This window comes from Bradyrhizobium liaoningense, from assembly GCF_018130785.1.
GTDB classification, from domain to species: Bacteria; Pseudomonadota; Alphaproteobacteria; order Rhizobiales; family Xanthobacteraceae; genus Bradyrhizobium; species Bradyrhizobium liaoningense_A.
This window is the reverse complement of the sequence record NZ_JAFCJT010000003.1, coordinates 186,854-204,135: the sequence shown is the minus strand read 5'-3', so window position 1 is coordinate 204,135 and position 17,282 is coordinate 186,854. Positions and strand designations below refer to the sequence as shown.

At 64.8% G+C, this 17,282-nt stretch carries 23 protein-coding genes; 12 read left to right on the top strand and 11 right to left on the bottom strand.

Annotation, left to right across the window (positions count from 1 at the left end):
* Positions 1–46 precede the first annotated feature (46 nt).
* Positions 47–277, bottom strand: a complete 231-nt coding sequence (locus tag JQ627_RS11305) for a hypothetical protein (RefSeq protein ID WP_212484293.1) — start codon at positions 275–277, stop codon at positions 47–49.
* On the bottom strand, positions 274–1,053 hold the full coding sequence (locus tag JQ627_RS11300) for a sulfite exporter TauE/SafE family protein (protein ID WP_212484292.1): 780 nt from the start codon (positions 1,051–1,053) through the stop codon (positions 274–276). The genes JQ627_RS11305 and JQ627_RS11300 overlap by 4 nt, the downstream gene beginning before the upstream one ends.
* A 160-nt stretch (positions 1,054–1,213) precedes the next feature.
* Between JQ627_RS11300 and JQ627_RS11295 the strand changes: the two genes are divergently transcribed.
* From JQ627_RS11295 to uvrB, 4 genes are all read left to right on the top strand, one after another.
* Complete coding sequence (locus JQ627_RS11295) at positions 1,214–2,128, top strand: LysR substrate-binding domain-containing protein (RefSeq protein WP_212484291.1); 915 nt, start codon at positions 1,214–1,216, stop codon at positions 2,126–2,128.
* A 124-nt stretch (positions 2,129–2,252) separates the two neighbouring features.
* Complete coding sequence (locus JQ627_RS11290; RefSeq protein ID WP_212484290.1) at positions 2,253–2,480, top strand: hypothetical protein; 228 nt, start codon at positions 2,253–2,255, stop codon at positions 2,478–2,480.
* Between the two features lie 52 nt (positions 2,481–2,532).
* Positions 2,533–2,760, top strand: a complete 228-nt coding sequence (locus JQ627_RS11285; RefSeq protein WP_212484289.1) for a hypothetical protein — start codon at positions 2,533–2,535, stop codon at positions 2,758–2,760.
* Positions 2,761–2,865: 105 nt separating this feature from the next.
* A complete protein-coding gene (uvrB, locus tag JQ627_RS11280) occupies positions 2,866–5,835 on the top strand; it encodes an excinuclease ABC subunit UvrB (RefSeq protein ID WP_212484288.1) in 2,970 nt (989 codons plus the stop codon).
* 103 nt (positions 5,836–5,938) lie between these two features.
* Here uvrB and JQ627_RS11275 read toward each other — a convergent pair whose 3' ends face one another.
* Both JQ627_RS11275 and JQ627_RS11270 read right to left on the bottom strand, forming a co-directional pair.
* Positions 5,939–6,304, bottom strand: a complete 366-nt coding sequence (locus JQ627_RS11275; protein WP_212484287.1) for a hypothetical protein — start codon at positions 6,302–6,304, stop codon at positions 5,939–5,941.
* 7 nt (positions 6,305–6,311) lie between these two features.
* Positions 6,312–6,698 (bottom strand): hypothetical protein, encoded by a 387-nt coding sequence (locus JQ627_RS11270; RefSeq protein WP_212484286.1) that lies wholly within the window; start codon positions 6,696–6,698, stop codon positions 6,312–6,314.
* A 490-nt stretch (positions 6,699–7,188) separates the two neighbouring features.
* On the opposite strand from JQ627_RS11270, the gene JQ627_RS11265 reads away from it, so the two are divergent.
* The 5 genes from JQ627_RS11265 (at position 7,189) to JQ627_RS11245 (ending at position 10,653) form a co-directional block, all read left to right on the top strand.
* Positions 7,189–7,641: a nuclear transport factor 2 family protein gene (locus tag JQ627_RS11265; protein ID WP_212484285.1), complete on the top strand. Its 453-nt coding sequence runs from the start codon at positions 7,189–7,191 to the stop codon at positions 7,639–7,641.
* A gap of 236 nt (positions 7,642–7,877) precedes the next feature.
* On the top strand, positions 7,878–8,318 hold the full coding sequence (locus tag JQ627_RS11260) for a nuclear transport factor 2 family protein (RefSeq protein WP_212484284.1): 441 nt from the start codon (positions 7,878–7,880) through the stop codon (positions 8,316–8,318).
* A 268-nt stretch (positions 8,319–8,586) separates the two neighbouring features.
* Positions 8,587–9,510, top strand: a complete 924-nt coding sequence (locus JQ627_RS11255; protein ID WP_212484283.1) for a hypothetical protein — start codon at positions 8,587–8,589, stop codon at positions 9,508–9,510.
* Between the two features lie 228 nt (positions 9,511–9,738).
* Positions 9,739–10,161 carry a hypothetical protein gene (locus JQ627_RS11250; protein ID WP_212484282.1) on the top strand — a complete coding sequence of 141 codons (423 nt, stop codon included), beginning with the start codon at positions 9,739–9,741 and terminating at the stop codon, positions 10,159–10,161.
* A gap of 354 nt (positions 10,162–10,515) precedes the next feature.
* Positions 10,516–10,653 (top strand): hypothetical protein, encoded by a 138-nt coding sequence (locus tag JQ627_RS11245; protein ID WP_212484281.1) that lies wholly within the window; start codon positions 10,516–10,518, stop codon positions 10,651–10,653.
* Positions 10,654–10,695: 42 nt separating this feature from the next.
* Here JQ627_RS11245 and JQ627_RS11240 read toward each other — a convergent pair whose 3' ends face one another.
* The 3 genes from JQ627_RS11240 to JQ627_RS11230 form a co-directional block, all read right to left on the bottom strand.
* Positions 10,696–10,842, bottom strand: a complete 147-nt coding sequence (locus JQ627_RS11240; RefSeq protein WP_164936510.1) for a hypothetical protein — start codon at positions 10,840–10,842, stop codon at positions 10,696–10,698.
* Between the two features lie 198 nt (positions 10,843–11,040).
* Complete coding sequence (locus tag JQ627_RS11235) at positions 11,041–11,523, bottom strand: MaoC family dehydratase (protein WP_212484280.1); 483 nt, start codon at positions 11,521–11,523, stop codon at positions 11,041–11,043.
* On the bottom strand, positions 11,523–11,975 hold the full coding sequence (locus JQ627_RS11230) for a MaoC family dehydratase (RefSeq protein WP_212484279.1): 453 nt from the start codon (positions 11,973–11,975) through the stop codon (positions 11,523–11,525). Before JQ627_RS11230 ends, JQ627_RS11235 begins: the two co-directional genes overlap by 1 nt.
* Positions 11,976–12,156: 181 nt before the next feature.
* On the opposite strand from JQ627_RS11230, the gene JQ627_RS11225 reads away from it, so the two are divergent.
* Positions 12,157–12,453, top strand: a complete 297-nt coding sequence (locus tag JQ627_RS11225; RefSeq protein ID WP_212484278.1) for a DUF4282 domain-containing protein — start codon at positions 12,157–12,159, stop codon at positions 12,451–12,453.
* Between the two features lie 115 nt (positions 12,454–12,568).
* Here the strand turns inward: JQ627_RS11225 and ychF are convergent, their stop codons facing one another.
* From ychF to JQ627_RS11205, 4 genes are all read right to left on the bottom strand, one after another.
* Positions 12,569–13,666, bottom strand: coding sequence for a redox-regulated ATPase YchF (gene ychF / locus JQ627_RS11220; protein ID WP_028151572.1), 1,098 nt, complete (start codon positions 13,664–13,666; stop codon positions 12,569–12,571).
* Positions 13,667–13,671: 5 nt separating this feature from the next.
* Positions 13,672–14,277, bottom strand: a complete 606-nt coding sequence (gene pth, locus JQ627_RS11215) for an aminoacyl-tRNA hydrolase (RefSeq protein ID WP_212484277.1) — start codon at positions 14,275–14,277, stop codon at positions 13,672–13,674.
* Between the two features lie 58 nt (positions 14,278–14,335).
* Positions 14,336–15,052, bottom strand: coding sequence for a 50S ribosomal protein L25/general stress protein Ctc (locus JQ627_RS11210; protein WP_212484276.1), 717 nt, complete (start codon positions 15,050–15,052; stop codon positions 14,336–14,338).
* Between the two features lie 212 nt (positions 15,053–15,264).
* Positions 15,265–15,516 carry an accessory factor UbiK family protein gene (locus JQ627_RS11205; RefSeq protein WP_212484275.1) on the bottom strand — a complete coding sequence of 84 codons (252 nt, stop codon included), beginning with the start codon at positions 15,514–15,516 and terminating at the stop codon, positions 15,265–15,267.
* Between the two features lie 167 nt (positions 15,517–15,683).
* Here JQ627_RS11205 and JQ627_RS11200 point away from each other — a divergent pair, with 167 nt between their 5' ends.
* Positions 15,684–16,421, top strand: a complete 738-nt coding sequence (locus tag JQ627_RS11200) for a dienelactone hydrolase family protein (protein WP_212484274.1) — start codon at positions 15,684–15,686, stop codon at positions 16,419–16,421.
* An 8-nt stretch (positions 16,422–16,429) separates the two neighbouring features.
* On the top strand, positions 16,430–17,272 hold the full coding sequence (gene lgt / locus JQ627_RS11195; RefSeq protein ID WP_212484273.1) for a prolipoprotein diacylglyceryl transferase: 843 nt from the start codon (positions 16,430–16,432) through the stop codon (positions 17,270–17,272).
* Positions 17,273–17,282: the final 10 nt, after the last annotated feature.

Below are 17,282 nucleotides of genomic sequence, written 5' to 3'. Positions count from 1 at the left end.
TGCTTCGCTTGCGCTCGCAATGACGATGTGGCGGCGGAGGCGTGTGTCACCGCCCGTTCGTTCGCAGCAGCCTTTCACCGTCTTCCGTCACCGCGATGATCAGCCCGATCCCGGGCAGTGTCTCGCGGGCGACGTAGCCGCGCTCCGCCGCATCTTCCCAGATGGTGAGGCGCGGGCACGAGGTCTTCCAGGTTGCGATCACCTCGGCGTAGGCGCGCGGCTCGCGCGCGACCCATTCGACGAAGTCCAGCACCAGCGGATCGGCGTTACAGCTCATTGCAAGCCTCCCTTGTCGAAGGCCGCCAGCACCGGGGTCCGGAGCAGGAGCCAGCCGCCATAGGCCATGTAGTAGCAGGCGATGGTGGTGATCAACTTGTTCGACCAGGTCACGAATTGCTGATCGGTCATGGCTTCGAGGATGCGCCGCGCCAGCGTGGTGCCGAGCATCGATGCCGCGATCGCGACGCCGGCGAGCACGGGATCGAGGCTCGCGGCCTGGTCGATCACGCCGCCGAAATAGATCAGCTTGGTGAAATGGCTCACGAGCTGGCACATCGCCTTGGTCGCCACCTTCTCTCGCCGGCCGAAATCGCCGCCGAGGAAGAAGGTATCGAGCAGCGGGCCGGATACGCCGGTCATCAGCATCAAGCCCATGCAGATCGTGCCATAGACGGTGCCCTGCCAGAGACGGTCGGGATCCGGCTTGATGTTCGACGGCAGCAACCGCGCCATGAACGGGGTGATGCCGAGCAGCAGCAGCGCCATCGGCTTGTCCGGGACGTAGCGGGTGAGCGACCAGGCCGCGAGCGCGACGGCAGCGCCGACCATGTAGTTCGCGACCGGCCGCCAGCGGATATGCGCCCGCCAGAGGAACGCGCGCCAGCCGTTCGAGGCCATCTGCGTGATCGCATGCAGCACCATCGCGGTCGGCAGCGGCATCAGCGCCAGCAGCACGCCGATCAGGATCAACCCGCCCGCCATGCCGAACAGCCCCGACAGGAACGCGGTGGCGACCATCAGCAATCCAAGGGCAGCGATCATGATGGGCGTCACCGGGGAATCTCCTGCGGGTACGGGTCAAGTCGGGGACGCACGCTGCTTCACTCTTTCACCCCGCACGCGGGAAGCGGCGAAGAAGAACGTGCCTCGCTTGCGCTGGCTTCGCAAACTGAGTTATCTTGGCCTTGCATCAGCTTTCCTGAGGGTCGGTGATTTGCGGCGGCTGCTGTTTCTCAACGGCATCAAGGCATTCGAGGCGGCGGCGCGGACCGGCAGCTTTGCCGCGGCCGGGCTCGAGCTCAGCGTGTCGGCGGCTGCCGTCAGCCGCATGGTGCATCTGCTGGAGGAACGTCTCGGCGTCGCGCTGTTCGAGCGCAAGGCCAACAAGCTCGTGCTGACGCAGGCCGGCCGCGCCTATCAAAGCGGGCTGACGCCGATCTTCGATGCGCTGGCGAGCCTCACCGCGCAGGTGACGGCCTCGAGCGTCCGCGTGCTCACCATCGGCGTCGGCCACACCTTTGCGATGCGCTGGCTGATCCCGCGGCTGTCGGAGTTTCGCAGCGAGGAGCCCGACATCGAGGTGCGCTTCACCACCGGCGGCGCGTCGGTGCCGTTCGGCGAGGACTGGAGCTGCGGCATCAAGCTCGGCACCGGCGACTGGCCGGGGCTCGTGGCCGAGCCGCTGTTCGCCGGCGACCTCACCCCGGTCTGCGTGCCCCGCCTCGCCACCTCGTTGAAGCGTCCGGCCGACCTCAAAGGGCCAAGCCTGATCCGCGTCGAACATTCGCCGGAGGATTGGCCGATCTGGCTCAGGGCCGCCAACCTCACGCGCATCAACGCGCGCGGGCCGGAGTTCCAGTTCTACGGCCAGGCGCTCCAGGCCGCCGCCGACGGGCTCGGCATCGCCATGGGTATCCGGCCCTACATCGACGACGATCTCGCCGCCGGCCGGTTGGTCGCGCCGTTCGATCTCTCGGTGCCCAAGGGCATGCGCTGGTACCTGCTCTATCGCAGTTTTCAGACCGAGCAGCGCGACTTCGCCGCATTCCGGCGCTGGATCATGCGCGCGGCCTCGGAGCCCGCCGCACGCCCCGCCAGGCGGATCGGCCGCGCCTCGCCACGGAACTGACGCCCGTTCAACGAGCTCCTTGGGCAAAAAAGCCGGCCGCTTGTGAATGGCTTCACATACTGAACCCGCCAAACGTGGTCCCCTGACCCTCCAACATGACACTTACGGACATTTGGGGACTGCAATGACGACCCTCTACGACGGTTTTGACATCGAATCCTTCGAGGCTGGCAAGGGCCTCTGGCATGCCCGCATCCGCCGCGCCGATCTCAGCCCCCTCGCCATCGACGGGGTGCTGTTTCCGGCCATGGAAGTCGGTTTCGCCTGGCCTGATCAGAACGCGGCAATCGCCGATGCCAAGCACCACATCGACCGTTTCCGCCGGCGGGCCGACGACAACGAAGACGAATAAGCGAGCGGGACTGCAACCAGGGGACAGCGCAGCGCAAAGGGGGGAACCGGTCATGTCAGTCATCGAATTCGAAGACGCGCCGCGGCCGAGGATCTATGCCCGCAATGTGCTGTCGAAATGCCCCGAATGCGACGGCGATCTCGCGGTGCTCCGTGTGATCGGCGGCCGTGCCGGATGCGAGTACTGGACCATGCGCTGCACCGATTGCGGTGGCATCCATCTCGACATCCTCGAGCCGTATCGGGCTGGCGACGACGACGGCCCGCCGCCGGCGGCGTGAGCCAAAGCCTGATCTCCAAGCCTGCTGCCATCCTACTGTCAGCAGCCCGAGCACTGACGTACCTTCGCCCTTTTCTGAAGGGCGGACTCGTCCCATATTCGGGGCATGGCGAAGAAACCTGCTCCCCCGAAATCTCCCAAATCCAAGGCTCCCAACAAGGCCCCGAACTCGAAGGCACATCGGCCCGACGTGCAGCCGATCGGGCCGGCGCTGGCCGAGTTGCTCAATCCCGCGATCAATCGCGGCGATGCGGGGCTGGGATCGGGCACCGGGCTGCAGCCGCCGCCAGACAATTCGCGCGACCGCCGTGCCGGGGGCGAGGCTGCCGCGCATCGGGCGCGCGCCTCGACGCCGAAGGAGTTTCCACAGGACAACACCAAGCCGATGCCGCTGCGGCCCAATCCACAGCCGCCGGGCGCGCGCGCATCGACCGAAGGTTTTGACGAAGCGCCGCAGGCCAACTACGGCACCGCGGCCACGATCCCGACGCTCGATCCGGAACTGGCGCGGCAGCTCGGCCTCCCTACCGAGGAGGACGATGCCGAGGCGCTGGCTCGTCCGCCGCGATCCAAGATGGAGGCGCTCGGCGTCAAGGCCACCGCCGATGCGCTGGAATCGCTGATCCGCGAGGGCCGGCCGGAGTTCCGCAAGGACGACGGCTCCACCAAGGTGTGGACCCCGCACCGGCCGCCGCGTCCGGAAAAGTCCGAAGGCGGCGTGCGCTTCGAGATCAAATCGCCCTACCAGCCGCGCGGCGACCAGCCGACCGCGATCGCCGAACTGGTCGAGGGTGTCCAGCGTAACGACCGCTCGCAGGTGCTGCTCGGCGTCACCGGCTCCGGCAAGACTTACACCATGGCCAAGGTGATCGAGGCGACGCAGCGCCCCGCCATCATCCTGGCGCCGAACAAGACGCTCGCCGCCCAGCTCTATGGCGAGTTCAAGAGTTTCTTCCCCGACAACGCGGTCGAATATTTCGTCAGCTATTACGACTACTACCAGCCGGAAGCCTACGTTCCGCGCACGGACACCTACATCGAAAAGGACTCCTCGATCAACGAGCAGATCGACCGCATGCGCCACTCGGCAACGCGCGCGCTGCTCGAACGCGACGACGTCATCATCGTGGCGTCGGTGTCCTGCATCTACGGTATCGGCTCGGTCGAGACCTACACCGCGATGACATTCGCGCTGAAGAAGGGCGAGCGCATCGACCAGCGCCAGCTCATCGCCGATCTCGTCGCGCTCCAGTACAAGCGCACCCAGGCCGATTTTACCCGCGGCACCTTTCGCGTGCGCGGCGACGTCATCGACATCTTCCCGGCGCACTATGAGGACCGGGCCTGGCGCGTGAATTTGTTCGGCGACACCATCGAGACCATCGAGGAATTCGACCCGCTCACCGGCCACAAGCAGGACGAGCTCGAATTCATCAAGATGTACGCCAACTCGCACTATGTGACGCCGCGCCCGACGCTGGTGCAGGCGATCAAGTCGATCAAATCAGAATTGAAGCAGCGGCTCGACCAGCTCAACGACCAGGGACGCCTGCTGGAAGCACAGCGGCTGGAGCAGCGCACCACCTTCGACCTCGAGATGATGGAAGCGACCGGAAGCTGCGCCGGCATCGAGAACTATTCGCGCTATCTCACCGGGCGCCTGCCCGGCGAGCCGCCGCCGACGCTGTTCGAATACGTCCCCGACAATGCGCTGGTGTTCGCCGACGAGAGCCACGTCACGGTGCCGCAGATCGGTGGCATGTTCCGCGGCGACTTCCGCCGCAAGGCGACGCTCGCCGAATACGGTTTTCGTCTGCCCTCCTGCATGGACAACCGCCCGCTCCGCTTCGAGGAATGGGACATGATGCGGCCGCAGACGGTTGCAGTGTCCGCAACGCCCGGCGGCTGGGAACTGAACGAGAGCGGCGGCGTGTTCGTCGAGCAGGTCATTCGCCCGACGGGGCTCATTGATCCTCCCGTTAATATCCGCCCCGCCCGCACCCAGGTCGACGATCTCGTCGGCGAGGTGCGCGCGACCGCGCAGGCCGGCTATCGCTCGCTGATCACCGTGCTGACCAAGCGCATGGCGGAAGACCTCACCGAATATCTGCATGAGCAGGGCATTCGCGTGCGCTACATGCACAGCGATATCGACACCATCGAGCGCATCGAGATCATCAGGGATCTCCGCCTCGGCGCATTCGACGCGCTGGTCGGCATCAACCTGTTGCGCGAAGGCCTCGACATCCCCGAATGCGCCCTGGTCGCGATCCTCGATGCCGACAAGGAAGGTTTTCTGCGCAGCGAAACCTCGCTGATCCAGACCATCGGCCGCGCCGCGCGCAACGTCGACGGCAAGGTGATCCTCTACGCCGACCAGATGACGGGATCGATGGAGCGCGCCATCGCGGAAACCAACCGCCGTCGCGAAAAGCAGGTCGAGTACAACACCGCCAACGGCATCACGCCGGAGAGCGTGAAGAAGCAGATCGGCGACATCCTCAACTCGGTCTACGAGCGCGACCACGTGCTGGTCGAGGTCGGCGGCCACGACATGACCGACGACGTCATCTCGATCGGCCACAATTTCGAAGCCGTGCTCGCCGATCTCGAAACCCGCATGCGCGAGGCTGCCGCCGACCTGAACTTCGAGGAAGCCGCCCGCCTCCGCGACGAAGTCAAGCGCCTGCGCGCCACCGAGCTCGCGGTGGTCGATGACCCCACCGCAAAACAGCGCATCGTGCAGGGCAAGGCCGGCGCCTACGCGGGCACGAAGAAATACGGCGACGCCGCCAATCTGCCGGTCAGCGCGATGAAGAAGAAAACCGTGAGCTCCGCGCTGAAAGCGAGCGGCGGCGGCAGCGGCTCGAAGGTGCACAAGCCGCATCTCGACGAGATGCACGGGCCGGAATCCCTGCCATATCGTGAGAACCAGACGCTGCCGTCAAAGCCGTTCGGCAGCACGAGCCGGATCATCCAGCCGACGGATTCGCGGCAGTCGGGCCCGGAGTTCGGGCCGGCGCCGAAGTCGACCGGTGGGCAGCCGGGACGAAGAGGTGGGTGGAAGAAGAGGTAGGCGGCGGAGCATCGTCCGCGCTTGTCGTGGCTATCGATTCTCGGATGCGCAATTGCGCATCATAGCTCGCCGCTTTGCGGCGCCCCGGAATGACGAAGGTGTCTCACCCCACGATCGTCGCCAGCAGCGACAACAGCAACACCGAGGCCATGAGCTGCAGCGACGTTGCGGGCTTCGCGCGCCAGCGGGCGATCTTTTCGGAGAAGGACAGGCTTGCGTCGAAGAACTGTGCTTCGTAGCCGTTCTTGAAATGCCTGGGGAATGCCGACCCGACCGAGACGGCGAAGATGCTGTAGAAGACCGACGCCAACACAATGGTGAGCACGGGACTGCTGCCGCGGTGATCTCCCAGCAGCTTCACCATCAGTGACGCCGCGGCGAAGATCGGAAAGCCCTGAAGGATCGTGGTGAGCGCAAAGCCTTCGAGCCAGTTGACGGGTGCGGATTTCGACGCGGTGATGAAGGGCATGGCGCGCTCACCCCATGCTCGCCGTCACCACGGCCATCACCGACAGCAGCAGCACGATGGTCACGAGCTGGAGCGAGGCGACCGGCTGGGTGCGCCATGCGGTGATCTTGTCGGAAAGTGACAGGTGCGCCTCGAAGAATTTCGGCTCGTAGACGGTCTTGAAGACGGCCGGGAAGCTCGGGCCCAGCGTCACCGCGAGCATAGCGTGGGCGAGCGAGACGATGGCGACGAAGATGGCGACGCCGGGGTCGCCGGAGAGGTCGTGGTTGCCGACAAGCTTGAGCAGGAAGGCGGCGGCGGCGAAGGTCGGGAAGCTCTGGAGAATCGCTGTCAGCGCGAGGCCTTCGAGCGCGTTGTGCAGGCGGGGCTTTCTCGCGGCGGCGATGGCAGCCATGGCACGTCTCCCTGATGACATGCCGATGACGATAGCTGCGCCGGGATGGGCGTGATGTGAGATGGGTCACGCGGTCAGGTACCGGAGTGACGAGTGGGATGGATTCCGGGTTCGCGGCTTCGCCGTTCGCGGAACGCGCTCCGCTACGTCCCCTCCCCCTTGCGGGGAGGGTTAGGGAGCGGGGTAGCTCCGGGCGAGGTCTGAGTTCGTGGCTACCCATACCGGCGGCGGCCCCGGGACGCCGTGATGACCGGCATAGGCCGTGCATGGCGGGACGCGCCCGCCGGTATGCACGCGGCGGCATCGCGGGGCGCGAAAGCCCGCTCGAATTCGAGCAGGCGGATACATGCACAACTTTCAATTGTAGATTGTGAACCCGGCATTGCATCGGCGCGTCATATGATCCGGACACCTTTGTTTTTGCGGATTGGTGGACCCGCAGAGCGCGCATTGGCGTTTGCAATCGACACCCCACGAGGGCGGAAGCGGCATGACGGTTGAATCGCTGAACAGGCAACGCGTGCTGCATCTGCTCGACGCCTTTGCGCATGGCGATATCGAGGCCGCGTTGTCGTGCTGCACCGACGACGTCGACTTTCTCACCCACGCGCCGATCGATATCCTGCCCCACATGATGCCGCGTCACGGCAAGCAGGAGCTGCGCGAGCTGTGGCAGACGGTCTGGTCGCGCTATTCCGAAATCCGCTACAAGGCGCCGCACATCCTTGTCGAGGGCGACGAGGTCGCGACCTACCTGCATACTTACTTCAAAAAGCGCAGCAACGATCGCATCGTGCAGTTCGACATGGCCGTGTTCTACAGCTTCCGGGGCGGACTGGTGGCGCAGATCCGCGAGATCATCGATTCCTACGATCTGGTGCAGCAGGTGCTGGAGCGGGAGATCGGGCCGCTGATCGTGGGCGCGCGGGCGGACGGGGAATGACCCTCCTCCCTCGCCCGGTTCTTACGGGAAGAGGTAAGTAGACCGGGAGTTTACGGGGGTCTGTTGCAAATCTCACAAAGCCGCATCAATTGTGCATTGCGAAAACGTGAATTGCGTTTTGACCGAAATTGCGTATTTTATTTGTATACAAATGAGTTGAGCGGCCCCGGAGCACATTGCCGTGCATGGGGTTGTTTTCCGTTTTTTTCTGCAAGCCAGCTTCAGGACGCCCCCAAATGACAGAGCACAGCCTCTGGCGTTTTTCGCGCGCGTTGCACCGCGCGGTGAACGACCGGGATTTCAGGGACATCGAGGCCCTGATCGACGAAGACGTCGAGTGGGCGATCTACGGCCCGATCGACATGTTTCCGTTCCTCGGCGCGCGCCAGGGCCGGGACGCTGTGCTCGACGTCATCCGCCAGCTTGCCGACAATTTCCGTGTCCGCCGCTTCGACCGCGAGAGCATCATGCTCGGCGTGGATTCCGCCGCCTCGATGCTGCGCTATTCGCTGACCGCGCTGGATTCCGACAAGCCGATGAGCTTGCGGGTCGCACAGTTCGCCCAGTTCAGGGCGGGCAAACTGATCAGCATGCGCGTGCTGGTCGACACGTTCGATCTGGTCGAACAGGCACTCGGCCGCGCCATTCATCTGCCGAAGATGACGCGCGTCGGCTGAGGGGGACGCCAGCGGGCCCCGCTTTTCGGGACCGATGAACGATGCGCCCGCGACGTCCTGGCCTCCAGCCCCGCCGGATGTCGTCGTGGAGAAGCTCGTCATCGGGCGCGCGTCTTTCGCGCGGCCCGTTGGTTCGCCATTCGAGGCGAGCCGCCACAATTTCGCAACGATAGATCACCATGTGTTGAGCGGACGGAATGGCGCATGGTCATCACCGAAGGCCGCACTATAGTGACGGCAAGCATGCGCTGGGCTCGCGGGCAGGACGATGGAATTCTCGACAGGTTTTGGCTGGACCAGGCTGCCGGTGCTGGCGGCCGCATTCATTTTGGGCTCGGTGCTGACGGTGTCGGCGCAGATCATCCCGCCCACGACGACGACGGCAGCGGCGCCCGACGACGAGGCTGAGGCCGCAGAGTCCGCCGAAGCCCCCGACGTCAACGACCCCGATGTGCTCAAAGGCATCGACGTCGACAAGCTCGACTGGAGCCAGCTCGCGGTCGACGCCGGCACCGGCAACGAGATCGCGGCCGCCAAGAAGCGCGCGCAAGCCGCGGGCAAGGACGGCCTGAACTGGTCGTCGAATGCAAATGCCAATGGCTCCTCGGCCGTGACGGTGAAGCAGTCGGTATCCTCGTTCTGGGACGCCCGCATCGGCGCCGACATGACGGTGACGAGCGAGCCGCGGACGATGTCCGAGCTGCTGGCACAAAAAGCCACCAACGGCGGCAGCCTGCCGCAATCCTCCGGCAGCGCCTGGGCCGCGGCGACCGCACCCGGCGCCGGCTCGATCTGGGACAAGACCGCGGTGGAAGCCCGCGTCGATCCCGGCGCCGAGCAGAGCAAGATCGGGGCGTCGCTGACGAAGTCGGTGCCGCTGTCGAGCGACACGTCGCTGACGCTCCAGAACGGCTACAGCGTCAACCAGCAGGGGACCACCGCGGTGCCCGGCATCGGCGGGCACGTCACGCGCAATTACGAGACCGACCAGACCGCCAAGGTCACCATCACCGACACCGGCACCAGCATCATCGCCGGCCAGTCGCTGTCGACCACCGACGACAAATGGCTGCGCAAGGTCGGCGCCGAGCAAAAGCTGTTCGACAACGTCACGGTCTCCGGCTCGGTCGGCGAGACCTCGCAAGGCGCGATCAACAAGAGCCTGACGGCGGGCTTCAAGAAGAGCTGGTAGCCCTCCCCCCGCGGGGAGAGGTAGTCCAGCACCGACCAGGCCGCGCGCTCGCTTTGCCTCAACGACGTTCAGACTCTCCTAACCATACGCCACGGCAAAGCCCCCGAATCGTCTGCCCTTGCCGTATCTCCGCCAAGTTGCGGTCAAAATCCAACGCCCTAGTCGGATAGCCGAATTCGTCGTGCGGGACACACTCGCGCTGCGCTCAACGCGAACAGGGGAACAACGATGAACGCCATGCGTCCGGAAAAGACCGAATCCACCGAGACCGAGACGGTCGACACCAACCTCGCCGCAGTGACGGAAGTCGAAGCCGGCATCCGCGACTTCGTGCGCAACGACATCGCCTATCTGCGCCGGCCGGCATCGGCGGCCGCCGACACGCCGCCGCTCGATCCGAGCGCGGAAGCCACCGTCACCAACGTCAACTCGCTGATCCAGCGCGTCGCCGGCACCTCTCTCGGCGAGATCGAGAACCTGATCTCCGAGCTCGAGAGCCTGCGCGACCTGCTCCATGCCGAAGGCCAGCGCGTCCAGCGCGAGATCTCCGGCTATGCCCAGCTCAGCCAGGCCGCGATGAAGTCGACCCGCATGATTGCCGACAACGTCGCGCAGTGGAAGCGCGCCGCCGACGGCCTGCGCAACAGCTGATCACTGCCTCCAGGCATCTCCGCCGCCGCGTTCCGAAAGGGGCGCGGCGGTTTTGATTCGTGGGGGGAGTTGGGTGCGCACACGTTCCCCACAATAGGTGTCATCGCCCGACTTGATCGGGCGATCCAGTATTCCAGAGACAATGAGGCAAGAGCCGAGACGCCGCAGCGTACTGGATGCCCCGGTCAAGCCGGGGCATCCAGCGGAGGGTGTGGCTGCGAAAGATTGTGGCCGTAGACATGCGTTCACACAGTCAATGCGGCCGCCCCGGTTCACTTTTGAACCCTCCACGCCCCAGCGCCGACCAATGCCATGCGCCCGTGCCGCCTAGGGCCGGGCCTGGGGACATGTCAGATGGAAAGCATTCGGCCCGACAATACGGACCCTATCCCGCTGCGGCCCGCGCCGAACCAGTTCGGCACGATCATGCTGCGCTTTGTCGGATTGCTGGCGATTGCGATCGCGGTGCTGGCGTTCGTCTATAGCCGCTGAAGACGGAGGCGCGCGTGGCGGCCCCAAGGAGTTAACGAGCCCTTAACGGCTCGCGTCGACCGCCGAGGCTTCCAGGGTGTACGCGCCATCGGCGTAGCCCTTCACCACCATGCCGGCGACCAGCATCACTGCCAGCGTCGCGGTAGCGAAGATAAATCCGACCAGCTTGAGTGCGCCGCGATCTGCCATGGTCCTCGTCCCCTGTTCTCTGCCCAATTCGTTTCAATTAGACAGCGACAGGTTCATAATTGGTTAGCAACTCGATGGTTCCGCCAACTGCTTCGCGGGTCATCATGTTGAGCAGGCTTATGGCAGCCGCCCCGAATCGCGTCCATAGCGCGGGTGCAACACTCGGCTGCTCTTTTCGCCATTCATCTTGGAACGGGTCTAACCGCTCTTCCCGCGTGTCGGCACGAAGGCGCTGGCGGTGATGGAATAGACCTCCTCGCCGCGCTGGTTGGTGCCGGTGGTGCGGGCGGTCAAAATTCCCCAGCCGGGGCGCGAGGCCGAGGTGCGCTTGTCGATGACTTCGTTGACGTAGGCGACGGTATCACCGGCGAGCACAGGCCTGAGCCAGCGCAGGTCGCGAAAGCCCGGCGACGGGCCCCACACAGCGACCTCCTCGCCGCGCGACGCGGCCTCACGCGCCAGACGCTGGCCATCCGCGACAAGCAGGCTCATGCAGGCCGAGCCGACATGCCAGCCCGAGGCGGCGAGCCCGCCGAACAGCGAGTTCTTGCCCTCCTCCTCGTCGAGGTGGAAGCGCTGCGGGTCGAACTTTGCTGCGAAGGTCTTGATCGACTCCGCCGTGAACGTATAGGCGCCGATCTCGCGGCGCTGTCCGATCGCGATGTCCTCAAAGAACCGCATCAGACCGCTCCCTCGCGCCGCTTGATCAGGATCGGCGAGGTCATCTCGCACAGCGCCTGCCCCGCCGCGTTGCGCACGGTGCATTTGAACTTGACGATGCCGAGCTCCGGCCGGCTCTTCGAGGTGCGCGCCTCCAACACGTCGACGTCGAGCATGAGATCGTCGCCGGGCCGCAAGGGTGACAACCAGCGCACCTCGTCGACGCCGGGCGAGCCGAGCGAAGCGGCGCGCGTGATGAAGCCATCGGCCATCATCCGCATCATCAGCGAGCAGAGATGCCAGCCCGAGCCGGACAGGCCGCGCAGCATGCTCTTGCTGGCAGCCTCCTCGTCGAGATGCATGGGCTGCGGATCGAACTCGGCGGCAAAGGCCAAAATCTCGTCGCGGGTGACATGGCGCGGGCCGAACGTTCCGTACCGGCCGGTCGGGAAGTCTTCGAAGGTCAGGGTCATCTGGGGAAAGCTTTGAGGGAATGACAGATTGTGGCCGCACTTTGCGGCAATCTCAACCCGCCGGCCCGCATGGCTCGTGCTACATAGGGCGCAGCGGCTTTGGTCTTGAGTCGGATCAACCGGGGGTCAGGCCCCACTTGCAAGGCCCGATTTGAAGGCTCGATTTGCCTTGGGGAGAGCAATGTTTTCATTCAGCGATCTGTTTCAGTGGGACCGGTTCATAACTCCCACAATCATCAAGACCTTCTACTGGCTGGTGATCGCTCTGATCTGCCTGTTCGGCCTTTCCGGAATTTTCTCCGGTCTCGCGGCGATGGCGATCAGCCCGTTCGGCGGCTTCCTGATGCTGCTGTCGTCGGTCGCGAGCGTCGTCGTCGGCGTCGTGTTCTCGCGCATCGCCGCGGAGCTGATCCTGATCATCTTCCGTATCAACGAGCATCTCGGCGCGATAAGGGACCAGGGCGGCGGGATGCGGTAGCCGTCATTCCGGGGCGCGCGAAGCGCGAGCCCGGAATCCATCGGGCGTCAGGGCAAGGGGATGAATGGATTCCGGGTTCGCGCCAAGAGGCGCGCCCCGGAATGACAGCTTCAGCTTACGTATTAAACCGGAAATGCATCACGTCGCCGTCGGCGACGACGTATTCCTTGCCTTCGAGACGCAGCTTGCCGGCATCGCGGGCGCCGGCTTCGCCGTTCAGCGCGACATAGTCCTCATACGCAATCGTCTCGGCGCGGATGAAACCCTTCTCGAAGTCGGTATGAATCACACCGGCCGCGCCCGGCGCCTTGGTGCCGCGATAGATGGTCCAGGCGCGCGCTTCCTTCGGGCCGACCGTGAAATAGGTGATGAGGTCGAGCAGCGTGTAGCCGGCGCGGATCAGGCGATCGAGGCCGGCTTCTTCGAGACCCAGCGTCTCCAGGAAGTCGGCGCGCTCCTCGCGTGAAATGGTGGCGATCTCGGATTCGATCTTGGCGGAGATGACGACGGCGACGGCGCCTTCCTTGGCCGCCTGCTCCTCCACCGCCTTGGAGAACGAATTGCCCGTGGCGGCCGAGCCTTCCTCGACGTTGCAGACGTAAAGCACCGGCTTCGACGACAGCAGGCCGAGCATCCCGAAAGCACGCTCCTCCTCCGCCTTGCGCTCGACGAGGCGGGCGGGCTTGCCCTCGCGCAGCAGCACAAGCGTGCGGTTGACGAGGTCGAGCTGCTCCTTGGCGTCCTTGTCGTTGCCCTTGGCCTTCTTCGTGAGGTTGTCGACGCGCTTCTCGAGGCTGTCGAGGTCGGCGAGCATCAGCTCGGTCTCGATGGTCTCGATGTCGGCGAGCGGGGCGATCTTGCCCTCGACATGCGTGATGTCGGAATCCTCGAAGCAGCGCACGACATGGGCGATGGCGTCGACCTCGCGGATGTTGGCAAGGAACTGGTTGCCCAGGCCTTCGCCCTTGGAGGCGCCGCGCACGAGGCCGGCGATGTCGACGAAGGTTAGCCGGGTCGGAATGATCTGCGCCGATTTGGCGATCGCCGACAGCTTGTCGAGCCGCGGATCGGGCACCGCGACCTCACCGACGTTCGGCTCGATCGTGCAGAACGGATAGTTCGCGGCCTGCGCCGCGGCCGTCTCGGTCAGCGCATTGAACAAGGTCGACTTGCCGACATTGGGCAATCCGACGATCCCGCATTTGAATCCCACGAGCGTTATTCCTTGCCGTTCTCGTCCTTGGTCAAAAATCCCTTCGCCTGCATGGCGAGGTGCACCCTGTTGGCGAATGTCGCGTCGGTGCCCTTGGCAACCAGCGCCGCATGCTCGGCCACCGCCTCGCACAGCGTCGCCACCCAGTCGTTGTCGGCCTTCGCGAAGTCCGACAGCACGTGGCCGTGCACCAGCTCCTTGACGCCGGGATGACCGATGCCGAGCCGCACCCGGCGATACTCGTTGCCGATATGCGCCGAAATCGAGCGCAGGCCGTTGTGGCCGGCGATGCCGCCGCCGATCTTCACCCGCACCTTGCCCGGCGGCAGTTCGAGCTCGTCATGGAACACGGTGACGTCGCCCGGCGCGATCTTGAAGAAGCTTGCTGCTTCCTGCACCGCGCGGCCGGAATCGTTCATGTAGGTCGTGGGCTTGATCAGGATCACGCGCTCTTTGCCGAGCGTGCCTTCCGAGGTCTCGCCCTGAAACCTGCGGCGCCATGGCGCAAAGCCATGACGCCGCGCGATCTCGTCGACGGCCATGAAGCCGATATTGTGCCGGTTACGTGCGTATTTTGCGCCGGGATTGCCGAGCCCAACAAAGAGTCGCATGACGCGGCGCGCCCCTCGCTCGGCGCGCGATCAGGGACCGCGCGCCAGCTTTGAGAGATTACTTCTTCTTGTCGCCGCCGGCGGGAGCCTTGGCAGCCGCGGCCGGAGCAGCAGCACCCGCAGCCGGAGCCGCAGCGCCAGCCGCCGGAGCAGCCGCAGCAGCGCCCGGAGCTGCAGCCGCAGCCGCGGCCTTCTGCTCTTCGGCGTAGCCGGACGGCGGCACGATGGTGACGAGGGTCGCATCCTCGCGGGTCAGCGCCTTCACGCCGGCCGGCAGCTTGACGTCCGACAGATGCAGCGAGTGACCGATTTCGAGCGCGCCGACATCGGCTTCGATGTATTGCGGGATGCTCTCGACACCGCATTCGAGCTCGATTGCGTGGGCGACGATGTTGACCGTGCCGCCGCGCTTCACGCCGGGCGAACCTTCGGCCTTCACCACATGCAAGGGAACGCTGATGCGGATGGTGGCGCCTTCACCGAGACGCATGAAATCGACGTGGATCGGGAAGTCCTTGACCGGATCGAGGTGGTAGTCGCGCGGAATCACGCGGTGCTTCTTGCCCTCGAGGTCGATGTCGACCAGCGTGGTCAGGAACCGGCCGGCGAGGATGCGCTGGCGCAGTTCGCGATCTTCGATCGAGATCGTCACCGGGGGCTGGTTGTTACCATAGATCACTCCGGGCACTCTGCCGGCGCGACGCTCAGCCCGGGCGGCCCCCTTGCCGCTCTTCGGACGTGCGGTCGCCTTCAATTCCTTGACGGTCGTCGCCATGTCGTTAAGTCCTTGTTTTTGCAAAAGTTAATGGGCCGCAAGGCGGCCCATGGTGTACGCCGCAGCAAGCCTCCAGGGGTGCGGGGGCCGCGGACGTGGCGGGCTTTTACCCGGAAGACGCGGAAATGACAAGGAGAATGGGCCGCCGAAAGGCGGTTCCCCACCCTCCCCTGGAGGGGGAGGGGAAGAGAGCGCCTGCCTTACCGCCGGCCCTACCCGCCCAGCTTCGCCTCCAGCGCTGTAATCCGCGCCTTCAAGGCCTCGTTCTCCTCGCGGGCGAGGCGGGCCATGTCCTTGACCGCCTCGAACTCCTCGCGCTTGACGAGGTCCATGTCGCGCAGGAATTTCTCGGCCTGGGTGCGCATCACGGTGTCGAACTCGCGCTTGACGCCCTGGGCCGCACCGGCGGCATCGTTCATCAGGCGGCCGATCTCGTCGAAAAACCGGCTGTTGGTCTGGGTCATTTCGGTCTCCTGGCGGCCTCAGATAAACTTTGCGCGAACTGTCGGAAAGACAATGGCAATCCGAGCGGAACGGTTCAAGAGCCGATCGGCGGTATCCTTGTCATGCCCCGGTTTCCTTGCAATCGTATTCAACGTCCCTGCATAACAAGAATCAGAAGGCGCACGAGATGATCGATCAGCAGATCGCGATTCCCACCAAGGACGGCCACACCGCAACCTTCATCACCCATCCCGAGCGCGGCGGGCCGTTTCCGGTCATCCTGTTCTACATGGATGCTCCGGCGATCCGCGAGGAGCTGCGCGACATGGCGCGCCGGCTCGCGACCTCGGGCTATTACGTGATGCTGCCGAACCTCTATTACCGCTCCGGCGTGATGGAGCTCGGCGCGCTGCCGGCCGACCCGAATGCGCCCGAGCGCAAGCGCATGTTCCGGCTCATGGCCTCGCTCAACATTCCCATGATCATGGAGGACACCAGGGCCCTGCTCACCTATGCCGAGGGCCAGGCGGCTGCCAATACGAAAATCGTCGGCACCGTCGGCTATTGCATGAGCGGCCGTTACGCCGTCAACGCGGCGGCGCACTTTGCCGACCGCGTCAAGGCCGCCGCCTCGATCTACGGAACGCATCTGGCGACCGACGAAGACAACAGCCCGCATCTCGCCGCCGGCAAGACCAAGGCCGAGCTCTATTTCGCCTGCGCCGAGACCGACATCTACGCGCCCCCCGAGGTCATCGAGAAGGTCAAGCAGGGCATGAGCGGCGCTAAAGCCGAGGTCGAGATCTATCCCGGCACGCATCACGGCTTCGCCTTCCCCAAGCGCCCGGTCTACGACCGCGACGCCGCCGAACGGCATTGGGAGCGTCTGCTGGCGCTCTATCGCCGCAATCTCGTCCAGCAATAGAAGGCGCGATGCCCTATCTGCTCATCGACTTTCCGTCGTTCAGTCCGATCGCGATCGAGATCGGCCCGTTCGCGATCCGCTGGTACGCACTCGGCTATATCTGCGGAATCACGTTCGGCTGGTTCTACGCGCGCACCCTGATCAAGAACGACAGGCTGTGGGCCGGCTCGTCGCCGATCAGCCTGCCGCAGATCGACGATTTCATATTGTGGGTGACGCTCGGCATCATCGTCGGTGGCCGCACCGGGTACGTCCTGTTCTACAATTTGCCCTTCTTCATCGAGCATCCGGCTGCCATCTTCAGATTGTGGGAAGGCGGCATGTCGTTCCACGGCGGCTTCCTCGGCTGCGTCGTGGCGGTGATGTGGTTCGCCCGGAAGAACGGCATCTCGATCCTGTCGCTCGGCGACATCACCTGCGGCGTTGCCCCGATCGGGATTTTCCTGGTGCGGCTGACCAACTTCATCAACGGCGAACTATGGGGCCGCGCCGCCGACCCGAGCCTGCCCTGGGCCATGGTGTTTCCGACCGGCGGTAACGTACCGCGCCATCCGAGCCAGCTCTATGAAGCGGGAATGGAGGGCCTCCTGCTGTTCGCCGTGCTCGCAGTGATGATCCGCCTCGGCGCCTTGAAGCGGCCGGGACTCATCCTCGGCAGCTTCATCCTGATCTACGGCCTGACCCGGATCATCGGCGAACATTTCCGCGAGCCGGACGTCCAGCTCGGCTATCTCTGGGGCGGATTAACCATGGGCATGCTGTTGTCGATCCCGATGCTTATCGTCGGCCTCATACTTATTGTATTGGCTGTGAGGCGCGGTGCGCCGAAGCCCATCGAGGCCGTTCGTTAATTCCTTTCGA